17 protein-coding genes are annotated in these 13,933 nt (G+C 42.3%); 10 read left to right on the top strand and 7 right to left on the bottom strand.

Going from position 1 to position 13,933, the window contains the following annotated elements:
- Nucleotides 1-87: 87 nt before the first annotated feature.
- The 6 genes from C2M30_RS12560 to C2M30_RS12535 are packed head-to-tail and all read right to left on the bottom strand — an operon-like array spanning nucleotide 88 to nucleotide 4,866.
- Nucleotides 88-1,431: a tetratricopeptide repeat protein gene (locus tag C2M30_RS12560; protein ID WP_105171853.1), complete on the bottom strand. Its 1,344-nt coding sequence runs from the start codon at nucleotides 1,429-1,431 to the stop codon at nucleotides 88-90.
- Nucleotides 1,428-2,066 carry an energy transducer TonB gene (locus C2M30_RS12555; RefSeq protein ID WP_105171852.1) on the bottom strand — a complete coding sequence of 213 codons (639 nt, stop codon included), beginning with the start codon at nucleotides 2,064-2,066 and terminating at the stop codon, nucleotides 1,428-1,430. The genes C2M30_RS12560 and C2M30_RS12555 overlap by 4 nt, the downstream gene beginning before the upstream one ends.
- Nucleotides 2,063-2,464, bottom strand: a complete 402-nt coding sequence (locus C2M30_RS12550) for an ExbD/TolR family protein (RefSeq protein WP_100915075.1) — start codon at nucleotides 2,462-2,464, stop codon at nucleotides 2,063-2,065. The genes C2M30_RS12555 and C2M30_RS12550 overlap by 4 nt, the downstream gene beginning before the upstream one ends.
- Entirely contained in the window at nucleotides 2,454-2,834 is a 381-nt protein-coding gene (locus C2M30_RS12545) for a MotA/TolQ/ExbB proton channel family protein (protein WP_105171851.1), read from the bottom strand. Before C2M30_RS12545 ends, C2M30_RS12550 begins: the two co-directional genes overlap by 11 nt.
- On the bottom strand, nucleotides 2,831-4,111 hold the full coding sequence (locus tag C2M30_RS12540) for a MotA/TolQ/ExbB proton channel family protein (protein WP_105171850.1): 1,281 nt from the start codon (nucleotides 4,109-4,111) through the stop codon (nucleotides 2,831-2,833). Before C2M30_RS12540 ends, C2M30_RS12545 begins: the two co-directional genes overlap by 4 nt.
- The gene (locus C2M30_RS12535) at nucleotides 4,108-4,866 is read right to left on the bottom strand and encodes a DUF3450 family protein (RefSeq protein WP_105171849.1); all 759 of its coding nucleotides are present in this window, start codon (nucleotides 4,864-4,866) and stop codon (nucleotides 4,108-4,110) included. Before C2M30_RS12535 ends, C2M30_RS12540 begins: the two co-directional genes overlap by 4 nt.
- Before the next feature lie 231 nt (nucleotides 4,867-5,097).
- Here C2M30_RS12535 and C2M30_RS12530 point away from each other — a divergent pair, with 231 nt between their 5' ends.
- Nucleotides 5,098-5,727 (top strand): class I SAM-dependent methyltransferase, encoded by a 630-nt coding sequence (locus tag C2M30_RS12530; RefSeq protein ID WP_105171848.1) that lies wholly within the window; start codon nucleotides 5,098-5,100, stop codon nucleotides 5,725-5,727.
- Nucleotides 5,728-5,804: 77 nt separating this feature from the next.
- Here C2M30_RS12530 and C2M30_RS12525 read toward each other — a convergent pair whose 3' ends face one another.
- The gene (locus C2M30_RS12525) at nucleotides 5,805-7,616 is read right to left on the bottom strand and encodes a flavodoxin domain-containing protein (RefSeq protein ID WP_158683411.1); all 1,812 of its coding nucleotides are present in this window, start codon (nucleotides 7,614-7,616) and stop codon (nucleotides 5,805-5,807) included.
- Nucleotides 7,617-7,847: 231 nt separating this feature from the next.
- On the opposite strand from C2M30_RS12525, the gene C2M30_RS12520 reads away from it, so the two are divergent.
- From C2M30_RS12520 to C2M30_RS12480, 9 genes are read left to right on the top strand one after another with little or no spacing between them, the layout of a single operon-like run.
- Complete coding sequence (locus C2M30_RS12520) at nucleotides 7,848-8,477, top strand: PepSY-associated TM helix domain-containing protein (RefSeq protein ID WP_105171846.1); 630 nt, start codon at nucleotides 7,848-7,850, stop codon at nucleotides 8,475-8,477.
- Between the two features lie 11 nt (nucleotides 8,478-8,488).
- On the top strand, nucleotides 8,489-8,962 hold the full coding sequence (locus tag C2M30_RS12515) for a DUF2271 domain-containing protein (protein ID WP_105171845.1): 474 nt from the start codon (nucleotides 8,489-8,491) through the stop codon (nucleotides 8,960-8,962).
- 2 nt (nucleotides 8,963-8,964) lie between these two features.
- Nucleotides 8,965-9,786, top strand: coding sequence for a DUF4198 domain-containing protein (locus C2M30_RS12510; RefSeq protein WP_105171844.1), 822 nt, complete (start codon nucleotides 8,965-8,967; stop codon nucleotides 9,784-9,786).
- A gap of 6 nt (nucleotides 9,787-9,792) precedes the next feature.
- The gene (locus tag C2M30_RS12505; RefSeq protein WP_105171843.1) at nucleotides 9,793-10,113 is read left to right on the top strand and encodes a hypothetical protein; all 321 of its coding nucleotides are present in this window, start codon (nucleotides 9,793-9,795) and stop codon (nucleotides 10,111-10,113) included.
- Nucleotides 10,097-10,615, top strand: a complete 519-nt coding sequence (locus C2M30_RS12500) for a hypothetical protein (protein ID WP_105171842.1) — start codon at nucleotides 10,097-10,099, stop codon at nucleotides 10,613-10,615. The genes C2M30_RS12505 and C2M30_RS12500 overlap by 17 nt, the downstream gene beginning before the upstream one ends.
- A gap of 8 nt (nucleotides 10,616-10,623) precedes the next feature.
- Complete coding sequence (locus C2M30_RS12495) at nucleotides 10,624-11,520, top strand: metal ABC transporter solute-binding protein, Zn/Mn family (RefSeq protein WP_105171841.1); 897 nt, start codon at nucleotides 10,624-10,626, stop codon at nucleotides 11,518-11,520.
- Nucleotides 11,517-12,230, top strand: coding sequence for a metal ABC transporter ATP-binding protein (locus C2M30_RS12490; protein ID WP_105171840.1), 714 nt, complete (start codon nucleotides 11,517-11,519; stop codon nucleotides 12,228-12,230). The genes C2M30_RS12495 and C2M30_RS12490 overlap by 4 nt, the downstream gene beginning before the upstream one ends.
- A gap of 7 nt (nucleotides 12,231-12,237) precedes the next feature.
- Nucleotides 12,238-13,128, top strand: coding sequence for a metal ABC transporter permease (locus C2M30_RS12485; protein ID WP_105171839.1), 891 nt, complete (start codon nucleotides 12,238-12,240; stop codon nucleotides 13,126-13,128).
- Nucleotides 13,121-13,921: a hypothetical protein gene (locus C2M30_RS12480; RefSeq protein WP_158683409.1), complete on the top strand. Its 801-nt coding sequence runs from the start codon at nucleotides 13,121-13,123 to the stop codon at nucleotides 13,919-13,921. Before C2M30_RS12485 ends, C2M30_RS12480 begins: the two co-directional genes overlap by 8 nt.
- Nucleotides 13,922-13,933 lie beyond the last annotated feature (12 nt).

Below are 13,933 nucleotides of genomic sequence, written 5' to 3'. Positions count from 1 at the left end.
GTGCACGTGACCGATATTACATCAGATTCAAGTAATCAAAAAGCCTAAATAGAGTAAAAACTCAATAATCATTGTCATGCTTATCTGTTATTTAACGCGTTTTAATCGCTCTAATTGTTTAATATTGGCAAGTAAATCACGTCGTGTTGGGTTTTCACGGTACGCATTATTTAATAGTGTAATCGCGCGCTCATATTGTCCTTGGTCAATTGCGATTTGCGCGCTGAACAACCACGCTTGCTCTTTATAATTATCAAGGCTACTTGCCCGCATATAATAATTATTTGCCTGCGAGAGTTGTTTTTGATGTTGATAAAGTTGGCCAAGTTGAAGTAAAGCTTTTCCGTTACTGGCATCGGTTTCAATTGCCCGAGTTAAGTATTGCTCGGCCATAGTTGTCTTACCATTTCGCTCTGCTAACAGCCCTAGATAAGTTAACAACATGCTTTGATGTTTAAAGTTAAGCTTAGTGCTGTGTTTTTCAAGCACTGAGGCAAGTACTTGTGCTTGCGAAACGTTATTTTGGTTTATCAAAACCGTTAATGCGTTAACGATTTGTGTTAAATGAGCGGGGTCACCTTTGTTGATTATTTCTGTTAATAATTTGACAGCGGCGTCACTGCTACCGTGGTTTAAATGGAGTTGGGCGTTAAGTAATAGATTGGTTGGGTTATTATTGCCAAGACGTCTTGCGACTTCAATGCTTGCTAGGGCGTTCTTTTCTTTACCTTGCTGCAATTGAATCTGGCTAAGATGCAACCAAAGATCAGCCTCATTAGGCGTGTTTTCAATTAGTTGGTTAAGTAAAACCGTTGCTTCGTTTACATCGCCGGCTTGGGTTAACGCCCATAACAATCCTTTTTTGTAATCAAGGCTATCTGGCTGTAAAAAAAGCGCTTGTCTAAAGCCAGCAATGGCGGCGTAGGGTTGAGCTTGCTGCATATGCAAATAGGCTAATTGTGCAAACAAACTTGCATCTTGGTCACCTAATGTTAATGCACTCGCGAGATATTTTGCTGCTTTTTGATTATCTTCCAACTTTAAATAGATTGCGGCAAGTGCGCGGTGGCTCGGTAGTAAATCGGGTCTTTTTGATAGTGCATGGCGAAAAGCACGCTCGGCGTGCGCTAGCTGTTTTACTTGTAGTGCTATTTGACCAACCGCTTGCGCGAGCGCAGGGCTTAATGTGTTAATTTCTAACTGCTTTACGGCTAGCCACGCGCCGTTGTAGTCGGATTTAGCAAGCAGTGGCTTTATTGTTGTCGCAATGGTTTGTTCGGTAGCCGTGAGCTTAGCAGCATCTTGTGATAATAAACCGTATTTAATTTCAAAATCCCAACTCGGTTTAGTTATCGCGATTTCGACGTGTGCATTGCTCGAAGCTGCACTAGTACAAACAAATAGCAGTGTTAAGAACAGAGTAATTTTCATATGGTTTCTACTTCAATAGGCCAGTTAAAGCGCGCTTTTACGTTCTCGCCATTTTTTTTAGGCGGGGTAAAGCGGGCAATTTTAACAATACGTTTAATTTCTTTTTTAAAGCTGGGAAATGGATTCTCTTTAATATCAATTAGCGTCACTTTGCCTTGTTCGTTGATTAATACATCAAGCACAATGTCAAAACGCTTTACGCCGCTGCGTCGTATCTTTTTGGGTACGTTGAATTTGAGATTCGCAAGTGATCGTGGCAAGGAATCTAAGTCACTCAAACCAAATGCCTGCCAATCAACATCCAATGAGTCGCTCCAGTTGATGTCATCTACCTGAAAAGTGATATCAATTGGCTGTTGTGTATAGGTTACCTCTGGTTTTACTAAACTCATGGTGATTTGCGGGCCCTCACCACTTGCGTTCATGGCAATTTGGGGTGTGTCTACTTGTGGCTGCGTCATTGGTGGCGGAGGAGGAGGGGGCGGGGGAAAACTCACGGTCTCAATATTGCGCACTGTTAGCGATTTTTGCACGCCGGTAGTCAAAAAACGCGAAAGCATTACAAGGGAAAGTGCCGATGTGAGAATTGCAAAGGCAACCAGTAAAGCAATTGAATGCGAAGTTACTTTCTTCATTGTGTGGCAATGCTCACATTGCTCGCACCCGCGAGTTTACTTTCGTCAATTACTTGTACCAAAAGCTCGGTTGGTACCAGTTTATCAGCCTGAATAACCACCGCACGTTGCTTGTCTTTTGTCAGCTGGCTAACAATCGAACGGACGCCGGCAACGCCAATATTACTGCCATCGTAAACCACTTCTTTAGCGTTAGTAATGGCAATCATAATCAGGTTGCGCTCTAGTTTTTGTTGCGATAATGCCTGAGGCTTATCAACGTCTACCCCTGTTTCTTTTACAAAAACCGTGGTAACAATAAAGAAAATAAGCAATATAAACACCACGTCTATTAATGGCGATAAATCGATGTGTTGCTGTTGCTCGTTTTGCAATCGTTGTTTTAGATTAGCTTGCATGGCGCTCTACTTCATTTAAGCTGCGATTAACTAGGCTGTAGAGGATCCAAGCAGGCACGGCCAATAACAAACCAAGTTGTGTTGTAAATAGGGCGTCTGATATGCCGGCGGTTAAACTGTTGCCCAAGCCCATTGTTTCACCATAAGACATGGCAACAAAGGCATCTAATAATCCCATAATTGTGCCAAGCAAACCTAATAGCGGTAGCGCGCAAATGCATAAGTTGAGCGATTGTTGCCAAAAGCCAAGACCGCAACAACACACCTGTTTACGTGCAATAAAGGCATACACCAAACGGTAATAAACAAACAGCGCGAGCGCTAAAATGGCGATTACAATCGGATGAGATAATTCGTTTAATGTGATCATGCCGCGCCTTTATGTAATTCTATGTTTTGGTTGAAGTTAAATTGGCTAAGTGAAATGGCACACTGCTCAAGTTGATGATAATGGCTTTTAACTTTTCGTGACAAAAATGCATGGCAGAGTAACGCTGGAATAGCGACAACAAGGCCGAGCTCGGTCGTTACGAGCGCCTCTGAGATGCCACCTGATACCGCAGCCGGGTCGCCTGCGCCAAACAAGGTCATTAATTTAAAGGTTTCAATCATGCCGCTTACTGTTCCTAAAAGGCCAAGCAGTGGCGCAACAGCAGCTGTTACAGCAATTGCGCCAAGTAGGTTGTCGAGTTGCTTCTTTTGCTCGTTTAAGGCATTGAAAAGCGAATCATCTCTCAATTGGCCAATTGGAGAGCGTTTACAAATTTCGACCAGTTCGGTTTGCCAGCTGCCCAGTTTCAATGTGCTGTGCTCACCATTGAGGTTAGTTAAGCGCTCTGTTACTGCGGGCACGATTTTGTCGAGCCTTGCAAGCTGAACCAGTTTGTAAATTGAAATAAGTAACGCGAAAAGTGCAAACAGTAATATCGGTGCGACCCAAACACCGCCTTTGCTGATGTGCGAAATAATGCTCTCTTGCTGTTTTAAGCTCATGGTAGCGCGGCCGTTACTCGGGTCGATTGGCAAAAACGCACTGCCGGTGTCTTTTAACTGCGTTAATGCATCATGCGCATTTCCTAGTAATACTGCGACTTCATTGTGCTGGCTAGATTTATCAATTAAACCCGCAGTGCTATCGCTTTTAAAATAAGTGAAAGGGCCAATATCAATTAGTTCTGCTTGATGTGTATTCCCATCGCTAAATACAACCTCACTTTGATAAAACAGCCCCTGCCTTTGTTGTGTTTCACTAAAGCTTTTTTTCGCAAGCGCTAATAATTCTGTTAAGTCGTCACTTTTTGGCGTGATTTCGCTTTCACTTAAATAACGAGTTAACAGGTGTGTTTGATATTGCGACTGTTGCTGCCATTGTTTTAAGCGATTTTCAACGTCTTCTATCGACAGTGCTGCTTCATCTTGTGCGCGTACTACGCCTTCAGTTTCTTTACGCAGTAACAGAACAGCGTTTTCAGCGTTAAGCAATTCGCGGCTGAGATTACTATTCTCACGTGCCAATTGTTTTTCGGTTTTGTTGAGCGCGGCTTGCGCGCTTTTTATATCGTGTTGTAACGATTGAATTACGTCGTTTGCTTTAAGCGGCGCAATAACACAAAGCAACGCAGTGACTAACCATAAATTTAGTTTCATTGTGATTGCTCCAAGGTTACCGGCAAAGCGATAAAATCCGCTTCTTGTCGGTGCTGCAATATGGCCTTTGCTTTTACAAAGTCGGCATAAGGCATTTCATTATTGAGTTGCCATTGCCACTGATTGTTTGCAACAAACCCGATGCCAGTCTGTGTACCATCTGGCGTACTCACATAGGCAAGCTTTTCACCGATGTAGATTTGTTCAAGTAACACGTGTTTACCTGTTGCTAGTGTGATTTTGGACTTTTCAAAACTTATGCGCTGATTAAACGCTTGGCGTTTGCTTTGTAGTAGTAACAAAACTTCAAGGGTTTCACTGTCAGTCGATGCATCGGTAATTTGTAAAAGCGATTGCCGCCATGTGTTTGCTAAAGGAGGGGGCAGGCTTGTTATCTGGCTGTGAGCGTAACTAATTGATTGTTCAAGCCACAATGTAAGCTCATGTTGCTCAGATTCAAGTTTAGATTGCGCGAGTAAAATCTGATTTCGGCGCTCACTAACTTCATCATTGTGCTGCTTGCTTTGTGCGAGTTTTTCTTTTAATCGCTGTTTTTCAATATTTAATAAACGTAATCGTTGCTCGAGCAAAGGTTTTTGGCTTTGCCAATCGGCGATCAGTTGATTACGTTGTTTATGCAAGTTAAGCCATTTATCGACCAATAATTGATAGTCCTTTATGGTACTTGCATGGCTTTCAAACAGACACGCAGTAGCAATTAATAGCACCAAGGTTATTTTTTTTGGAGTCTTCATAGTGACAAAAAATTCGCCAGTAGTGACTTAGCGCCACACCAGCGTTAGTTACAAATCAAATATATTGCAAATGATAACCGTTATCATTAGTATCTACAACTAAAATAAACTCACTATTAAACTTAAATTCTTGAATCGTGCATTGCCTTTACAAATAAATAAGCAATGGTGCGAAAACCACACACTTAACAAGTGTTCCCTTTACTTGTTTAGAAAAAGGAGTTTCAACAGATGATAGCGTTAAATAATCAATGGCAGCAGTTTGCGACTGATTTTGAAAATCGTAACAATTATGTCGTGGGTAAATCGGAGATAGACCGTATTAAAACGCGTCTTTCAAAGTTTTACGGTACGGGTCATGTGCTAGAGCTCGGTTGTGGTAATGGCACTTTTACTAAAGTGATGGCTGACAATGCACAGTCGGTTACTGCAACCGATGTAAGTAGGGAAATGTTAAATGTATGCCAAAAGCGCTTATGTGATTGCGATAACGTAAAAACCCAGTTGGCAGATGGCTTTAATTTACCTTATCGCGATAACAGCTTTGATACCTTGTTTATGGCTAACCTATTACACGTTGTACCTGAGCAAAATAAGCTACTTAAAGAGTGTCATCGCGTATTAAAACCGTTTGGTCAGGTGATTGTGATGAGTGTTACCATGTATAAAATGTCACTGATTAATCGTGCAAAATTATTGTATCGTTACCATAAAACCTATGGTAAAAAGCCGGCGCACAGCACAGTACTCACCCCCGATTTATGTCAAAGCTTATTTAACGCTTCTGGCTTTGAACTTAAAAGCCAAGAGTTGTTAGGTACTAATACCCATGCTTTGCTGTGTCAGGGAATTAAACGCTAATTTAAAGGGCGGTTTTATCAAGAAACCGCCTTTAGTCTAAATGTTGTTCACGTTAATAAATTGTCATTATCAACTAGCTAGTAAAGATCCACTCTAATGCGTTTATCCTCGATAAGTGATTGGTAGACGTGCTCTTCTAAAATTGATTTAAGACAGCTGATAACTGTGTCGCCAAACCCTTTTTGCTTTCCGCATAAATAAATCATTGCGTTATCGTCAAGCATCCACTTTTTAATACTGCTAGCATGTTGCTCTAGCTGCTCAGTAATATAACCGTCACCGTCGCGCGACCAGGCTGGGGTAAAGTAAGTCAGTGATTTATCGCTAAGCATGGCATTAATTTCATCTTTAAAATAAAAATCGGTGCTCTTTGATTGCTCACCGAAGAATAACCAAGCAGGTACACGCTGCTCTTTGACTGACATACCTTTTAGTAAGCTAATAAGAGGCGCAATGCCCGTGCCAGCACCGATTAAAATGGTGCGGCAGAGGCGTTTAGGCAAATGGAAGTTTGCATGATGCCTAATGCGAGCACTTATCAGTTGATTTTCACTCAGATCACACAGATAATTTGAAGCAAGTCCCGGCTTACCTAAGTCATCGAAATACCTGCGCACAAAAATCTCTATGTTAGATTCGTGTGGTGCACTTGCAATTGAATAAACCCGCGGCGGTAGCGGCGTTAACACATCGACAAGTTGCTGAGCTGATGTTGCGCTTTCACCAAGCCAGTTAGATTGCCTTACCGCTTCAAATAGTGGCATATCAATATTTTGAAAAATGACGGGTTGCTGACAATCAAAGCCTTTTTCACGTAGCATTTGTTGACACTTAATTGCGTTGTATTTGGGTATTACTTCCAAAAGATCGCCAGCCTGATAAGCAAGTCCCTCGTTTTTAAAGGTTATTCTATGTGCAGCGCGCTTAGGCTTTTGTGAGTTCACTAGCATGTTACTGTGGGTACTAAGAAGGTGATAGTTATCAGTCAATGAAACGGTCGATTGCTCCTTGCCAATAAAGTGGCTAATTTGTTGCCACCAATTGCTAATGGCATCTTTATCACCGCGGTCTACCTCAATCACATCGGTAATTGGCTTTGCCCCTTTTGATGATAATACGTGTGCAAGCTGGTGGCCGAATGCACAAAAATGCTGATAGGTACGATCGCCAAGCGCCAAAATTGAGAAATTCACCTTGCTAGTTAGCGTTTGCGTTTGCTTCATTTTATTAAGAAATGTCACCGCGGTCTCTGGCGGCGCACCTTCGCCATAAGTGCTGGCGATTAAAAGCACTTGGCGATACTGGCCTAAACAATCGGGTGTGAGAGAAGATAAACAACGCAGATCAAAAGTATTCGGTAGCTGTTTATGAAAGCGCTCTGCAATCGACATCGCAGTACCTGATTGACTGGCGAATGCAAGCAAGGTACTCGCTGTTTGACTACGGGCATTCAGTAAGCTGTAACAGCTGGCATAAAACACAAAACACACACTCAATATACCTATTGATGTATACAGTGATAAGCCGTTGTTTACGTCTAGGTTAAACAAGGTAAAGCAGCCACTAAATAGGGCACATGCAACAAAGCAAAAGGCAAAAAGCGATAGCCTTTGCTGCTCTTTTTGATGCCAAAGAAGCAATGAAATAACCACAATTACAGCACAAAACAATAAGCCGATTTGTTCTAACAGATGAGCAATGGCGAGTTGGTTGCTAGACAGATAATTGATTATCTCAAACTCTTGGTTAAGCACAATTAAGCGAGTTTCATCGAAAAACTCAAGTTGTTTAATGGTAAAACTATCGAATACTTTCTCACCATTACTGTGTTGCGTAACCCCCTCAATTGAAAAGCGTGTTTGAGTATGGCTTGAATTTAAAGAAAACATCCACGCCCATAAAACAAAGCCCAATAGAAAAAGCAATTTTATAAATAAATTCAATAAATACGATAAGTTAGCGTGCTGAGAGTTAATAAGGTTTTTGCCATATTTGACTAGCTGAAACATGTTTAATTTACAAATCTAAATGAAAATAATTATCATATGCTATTGCAAAGTGTCAGCGAACGCTAGTAGAATTTGCCCGACAAATAAGTAGACCGAAGATTTTTTAGTGGTATGGCAAGGTCAAATAGCCAAATGCAATTCGATGTTAGTTATGTATCTCGCATTATGCGCAAAATACACATTTTCAGTGCAATGCCGGTATTGGTGTTGATGGTGTTTTTTGCAATTACGGGCATTTACCTAAACCACCCCGATTGGAAAGGTGGTGACGTTGAAAAGCAACAGCAAACCATTGCGCTGCCAAAAAGTCTTACCGATTTACCCGACTGGCCAACTCATTATGCGAGCCACAGTTTAACCTTGCTGCATTGGCTTGATGTTGAACATGGCGTATCGGGAGTTGACTTTGAAATCGATTGGGATGAATTAGATAGTCTGGTCATTTTGAATTTATCTGGCCCAAATGGCAGCACGCTAGTTGAGGCATTTATTGAAGAAGGGCAAGCACATGTTGATACACGACGCTTATCCCTTATCGATATGCTGAATAATGTACATCGGGCAAAGCACGTATCGGGCTTATGGCGCGTGCTTTCAGATATAAGCGCAATTTGTATGGTGCTGTTTTCGATCAGTGGTTTTTGGCTGGTTTTGGTTAACCGTATGGAGCGCAAAAACGCCAACATCGCTTTGCTACTCGGCAGTAGCTTGTTTGTCTTTATCATTACTTTAATGCATTAGGAGACGTATCGATGCTTAAGCAGTTAATTGCAGTGACTTCCCTTTTTTTTGCATCTGTCGCTGCGCATGCAAATACCTTAACAGTTGAATTTGAATTACCGAGTTTTACCACCGGCGACTATCACAAACCTTACGTTGCAATTTGGGCTGAAAGTAAAGCGCAAAATCAAACGTTGTTGCTATGGCACTTAACTAAACGAAAAGAAGATAAATGGCTGGTGGATATTCGTCGTTGGTGGCGCAAACAAGGGCGTTATGGTGACACGCCTGATGGTGTGACTGGCGCGACAAAAGGCCCAGGTAAATACAGCGAAACACTCGATGTTGGCGAATTAAGCCAATTCAAACTGTTTATTGAAGTGGTACGTGAAGACGGCGGCCGTTCACTGTTAAAAATGCCAATCGACTTCTCAGATAACCAAGAACGCTATCACTTAAACGCTGATAAAGAAATTGGCGCTGTAACAATTATCAAAGGAAAATAATAATGAAATCCCAATTTGTTAACGTAACCGCAGGGCTAACACTTGCTTTGGCATCAGGTTTAGCAAGTGCCCATGACATTTATATTTGGCCAAGTTACTTTACGGTGAATAGCGAAAAGGCGGTTGACGTGCCGGTTCAAATCACTGCGTCACACACCACATACAGACCTGATTTTGCAATGCCAAGTGAAGGCGTAAAAGTATTCGCTGCCGACGGCAAACAAGTTCGTCGTATTGGCAGCTTTTATCAAGGTGCGCGTTTTTCAACATTCGATTTAGGTGTTGAGGGCGAAGGAACATATGCACTTGAATATCATCGCGGTCCAAACTATCACTCGCGCTACAAGATTGGTAAGCGAGACACCGAAAAACGCATCCGCGGCAATAAATCACACGCAAAGGCTAATGCACCAAAAGGTGCGCGAGATTTAGAAACGGCATCATATACAACCATTGCAATGTCGTACGTTACGAATAAAGCACCCACCAACGACGTACTCAAAGCAAAAAATAAAGGTTTTGAAGTATTACCAATCACCCATCCGTCAGATTACGTAACCGGTGAAGATTTAACGGTAAGCTTGTTATTTAACGGCAAGCCAGTGGCAAATCAAGATGTGGTGATTGAGCTCGAAGCCCCTCAATACAGCGAAAATCCTAAAGCCCTTGAACTGAAAAGTGATGAAGATGGCCTTGTGAGCTTCAATTTCGCAAAAGGCGGGCGTTACATGCTAAAGGTCAATCATAAAATCGATAGTACCGATCCTGAGGCGGATGTAGAAATTACCCGCGTGTACTACGCATTTGAAGTGATTTTTGAGTAAATCACGATGAAAAAGCTGATTTCCCCTGTGATTGGCATGTTGTCTTTAGCGCTATGCGCTAAAGCAGATGCCCATTTTCCAACGCTAAACTGCCATGTAAGCAATACGGATGCAAAACTGCTTAGCTGCACCGCAGGTTATTCTGATGCAAGTCTAGCGGGTGAAGTAATACTCAAAGTGTACTCATACGATGAAGCGTTATTACGTGAAGTAAAAACCGCGAGTGATGGCAGCGTGTCGTTTAGTAAACCAAACGGCGAGTTTTATATTGTGTTTGATGCGGGTCATGAAAGCCCTGCTGAGTTTGATTATGCCGAACTTGAATAAACGCGCGTTTTACCAAGCTGGCTTTGTGGAAATTGTGCCGCAGCAAGATGGGCGTAAGGAAAATGCGTATTTTGTCGTGGCTATTGTATCAATACTTGCGCTTGCAGCATTACTTCTTGTGCTCACGGCAGGCGAGCGAAGTAAACGTGTTGCGCTGCCGGCAAATATTGTAAGCCTTAGCACCCAATTACAAAATGCCGCAGAAGAAATCGCTATTTTATCCAGCGTAGGCGAATTGGCTATGAGGCCTACATTAGACGAGCTGATCACATACCAGATTGAACCTTTTTCCGAGCGTGAATTTGAATCACCGAAATCAGGTTGTTTTATACATCGACACGATAACCACCAATTACGCCTTAACTTTCAGGATTCGGGCTGGCAAGTGATGTGGCGCGAACAACTCCATAGCGCGACAGCGCACGCACATCATGACGATAATGCGCTTTGCAATAACAATAATAAATGGCAACACGTAAGTAGCCAGACTAACCAAAATTAGAGGTTCGCTTGTTTTACAAAATTATGTTTAGTGTGATGGTGTTTTGCATCACGTTATCGAACGCATATGCACAGCACGGTAAGTTGCATGTCGGTACGACCTTACACCCTTATTATGCCTATGTGGCAAATATTGTGGGTAACCAAGGTGAGGTAATTCCGCTAATTGAAACGGGATTTAATCCACACAATTACAGTTTAAGCCCTGCCGATATTAGCCGTTTAAAAAACATGGACGCACTGGTCGTTAACGGTATTGGTCATGATGATTTTGCACTCGATGGTTTTAATCGCATAAAACCGCAAGGCGTTACACTGATAAAAGCCAACGACCAAGTGCCGCTGCTGCGCAAAAACCATAAGGTGAATCCTCATACCTTTGTTTCTATCGATGCGGCAATTCGCCAAGTTTATGCCATTGCAAAATCTCTTGGTCAATTGGCACCTGAGCACGCTAAGTATTTTAGTAAAAACGCTTTTTTATATGCCAAAAAATTGCGAGCGTTAAAAAAGCCAGTGCAAGATATTTTAATCAATCACGATTTATCGAATGTGCGTATCGCGAGCACCCACAACGCATATGGTTATTTATTGCAAGAGTTTGGCTTAACGGTTTCAGCCGTTGTTGAGCCTGCGCACGGGGTTTCCCCAAGTGCGTCGCAGTTACAGCAAACGATTAATGAAATAAAAAAAGCCGACATAGATGTGCTGTTTACAGAACTGAATATGGCAAACAGCTATGTTGATGTAATTGAAAAAGCGACGGGCATCAAAGTGTATCACTTTTCGCATATGACCCATGGTCAGTACAGCCAAGATTTGGTTGAACGGGAAATGAAGCACAACCTAACAATGCTCGCCAAAGCGTTGACATTTGCTGCATCAAAATCAGGTAACACGCTATGACAATTCATGCTCCTATCGTATGTGTTAGTGACTTAAGTGTCAGCATTAACAACAACCTGCTGTTAAATGACGTTAACTTGTCGGTACCTGCGGGAATTTGGCTAGGTGTGGTTGGGCCAAATGGTGGTGGTAAGTCAACATTGATTAAAGCCCTTATGGGGCAAGTGCCGCACCGCGGACAAATCGCCTTAGATTGGCCTGAGCAAAGTGCGCGGCGTATTGGTTATTTACAACAAATTGCGGTTATTGAGCCCTCTTTACCGATAACCGTAAGCGATTACCTCACTATGGTATGCGATACCCGCCCAGTTTGGTTTCGGCATCAGCAAAAGCAAGCAATACGAAATGCTATGAAGCGTTTGCAAATTGAAATCTTTAATAACAAACGCCTTGGTACATTATCGGCTGGCGAAAGACAACGCGTTTTACTTTGCGCTGCGCTAATTAATCAACCGGATATTCTGGTGCTAGATGAACCACTTGCCGGTGTAGACAAACAAGGCCATGCACTAATTCTTAATGTGTTATCAGAATTTCACCAAGCTGGTGGCAGCGTGATTATGGTTGAACACCACTGGCACGTAGTGGAGCAGTATTGTCAGTTTGTTGCCGTGATTGATGGACAACTGGTTGACTATGGCCCGATTGAACACGTATTTGGCCGTTTAAAGCCGAATGTCGCACCATTTGAGTTAGCAACATCAGCGTAGGAACATTATGTTGGACCTAGTACATACATTCTTTTCAAATCTAGTGAATATTGGTCTGTTGCCAGAAATGTTCAGCTATGGTTTTTTGGTTAATGCCTTTTTAGCATCTTTGCTAATTGGCCCTTTGTTGGGAGCATTAGGCACTTTAGTGGTGGTGAAACGCTTAGCCTTTTTATCAGAAGCAGTTGGCCACTCAGCACTCACAGGCGTATCGATTGGTATTCTACTTGGCGAACCAATTACCGCACCTTGGATCAGTTTATTTGCGTTTTCATTGTTGTTTGCTCTGTCGTTGCAGTGGGTGCGAGGGCGTACGACCGTACCTTATGACGCACTAATTGGTGTTTTTCTGGCGTTTGCCTTGGCAATGGGAGCGGCGCTTTTAATGTTGGTTGCGCAACAAGTGAATGCCCATTTAGTAGAGCAAGTGTTATTTGGCTCGGTACTTACCGCCAATGAACAAGACTTACTCATTTTAGTAGTGATGTTTGTCATTATTGTGGTGCTTGCATGGCGTTTTTCAAATCAAGCATTCTTAACCGCAATTGCGCCTGAAATTGCAAAGAGCCAGCGCATTAACACTAAGCTGCATGATTATGGCTTTGTTGTACTTATTGCCCTGATGACCGTCGCTGCCGTGAAAATCATCGGTGCAATTTTAGTTGGTGCATTGTTGCTTATTCCTGCGGCAAGTGCACGGTTGTTAGCCCATAACTTACGCAGCATGTTGTTATGGTCAGTAATGATTGCAACAACCAGCGCATTAATTGGTGTGTTGTTGCCAATGTATATGCAATGGGCTGTTACAACAGGTCCTGCAATTATTTTAACTGCTTGTTGTTGGTTCGTGTTTGCCATTAGCGTGCACAGCGTAAAAGGAGTAAGCACCCGTGCGTAATCTTATGTTAGCCATGTTATTAACCTTAATGCCTTTAGCTGTAGGTGCGTCAGAGGCAAGCGAAAGTAAGCCTTTGAAAATTGTCACTGTGAGTCCAATAAGCCATAGCTTAGTAACTGCAATGGTTGAAAATACGCCTATTCAAGTGACTTATTTACCTCCAAAGCGTTTACCTGTAAGTCGCATCCCAAGCTGGATTAAGAAAAACAAAACGCGCAAATTTGATCAGTTTGATGCGTATGTATCAATGCGCTCGATAAAGCCGCAATTTGATTTATATGCCAGTGTGCGTCAAAGCAATATTCGTGTGGTTGAAATTGACATTGCCGAGGCCCTGTTACCAAAGGGCGAGAAAGTCGTGTTACTAAACCAACAAGAGTATTTTTGGCTTAACAATAACAACTTACTACTTATGCTAGGCATTTTGAAGCGTGATTTAGTGAGCCTTTGGCCACAATTCTCTGCGATGTTTAATGCCAATCAACAAGCGCTATCGTCGCAAATTCGCAGCATTAATCGCGCGAGTAATGAGCTGTTAATTAAACACGACGTTGCATTTATGGTGGCAAATGCGAAACAGGCGCCGTTTGTTAATGGCTTTGCGACAGATTTAACGACCCAGCAAGACGCACAAGCCATAGGCCTAAATTACTTATTAGTCGACAAAGTTAAGAAAACGCCATTGCCCAACACCTGGCATATTGATGATTTTAGTCGATTTAACAAAGCGCCATTTATTGCGCGCTTAAAAAACAATCATAACGCATTATCCCAAACACTTTCTCAATTATAAAAGAGGTTGAAA

The organism is Pseudoalteromonas sp. T1lg24 (assembly GCF_002964745.1).
Classification (GTDB): Bacteria; Pseudomonadota; Gammaproteobacteria; order Enterobacterales; family Alteromonadaceae; genus Pseudoalteromonas; species Pseudoalteromonas spongiae.
This window is presented reverse-complemented; position numbering and strand designations above follow the sequence as displayed.

What these genes read in the sequence shown, in the direction of transcription:
- C2M30_RS12560 (WP_105171853.1), bottom strand. Translation starts at nt 1,431, where the DNA reads ATGAAAATTACTCTGTTCTTAACACTGCTATTTGTTTGTACTAGTGCA.
- C2M30_RS12555 (WP_105171852.1), bottom strand. Translation starts at nt 2,066, where the DNA reads ATGAAGAAAGTAACTTCGCATTCAATTGCTTTACTGGTTGCCTTTGCA.
- C2M30_RS12550 (WP_100915075.1), bottom strand. Translation starts at nt 2,464, where the DNA reads ATGCAAGCTAATCTAAAACAACGATTGCAAAACGAGCAACAGCAACAC.
- C2M30_RS12545 (WP_105171851.1), bottom strand. Translation starts at nt 2,834, where the DNA reads ATGATCACATTAAACGAATTATCTCATCCGATTGTAATCGCCATTTTA.
- C2M30_RS12540 (WP_105171850.1), bottom strand. Translation starts at nt 4,111, where the DNA reads ATGAAACTAAATTTATGGTTAGTCACTGCGTTGCTTTGTGTTATTGCG.
- C2M30_RS12535 (WP_105171849.1), bottom strand. Translation starts at nt 4,866, where the DNA reads ATGAAGACTCCAAAAAAAATAACCTTGGTGCTATTAATTGCTACTGCG.
- C2M30_RS12530 (WP_105171848.1), top strand. Translation starts at nt 5,098, where the DNA reads ATGATAGCGTTAAATAATCAATGGCAGCAGTTTGCGACTGATTTTGAA.
- C2M30_RS12525 (WP_158683411.1), bottom strand. Translation starts at nt 7,616, where the DNA reads ATGTTTTCTTTAAATTCAAGCCATACTCAAACACGCTTTTCAATTGAG.
- C2M30_RS12520 (WP_105171846.1), top strand. Translation starts at nt 7,848, where the DNA reads ATGGCAAGGTCAAATAGCCAAATGCAATTCGATGTTAGTTATGTATCT.
- C2M30_RS12515 (WP_105171845.1), top strand. Translation starts at nt 8,489, where the DNA reads ATGCTTAAGCAGTTAATTGCAGTGACTTCCCTTTTTTTTGCATCTGTC.
- C2M30_RS12510 (WP_105171844.1), top strand. Translation starts at nt 8,965, where the DNA reads ATGAAATCCCAATTTGTTAACGTAACCGCAGGGCTAACACTTGCTTTG.
- C2M30_RS12505 (WP_105171843.1), top strand. Translation starts at nt 9,793, where the DNA reads ATGAAAAAGCTGATTTCCCCTGTGATTGGCATGTTGTCTTTAGCGCTA.
- C2M30_RS12500 (WP_105171842.1), top strand. Translation starts at nt 10,097, where the DNA reads ATGCCGAACTTGAATAAACGCGCGTTTTACCAAGCTGGCTTTGTGGAA.
- C2M30_RS12490 (WP_105171840.1), top strand. Translation starts at nt 11,517, where the DNA reads ATGACAATTCATGCTCCTATCGTATGTGTTAGTGACTTAAGTGTCAGC.
- C2M30_RS12485 (WP_105171839.1), top strand. Translation starts at nt 12,238, where the DNA reads ATGTTGGACCTAGTACATACATTCTTTTCAAATCTAGTGAATATTGGT.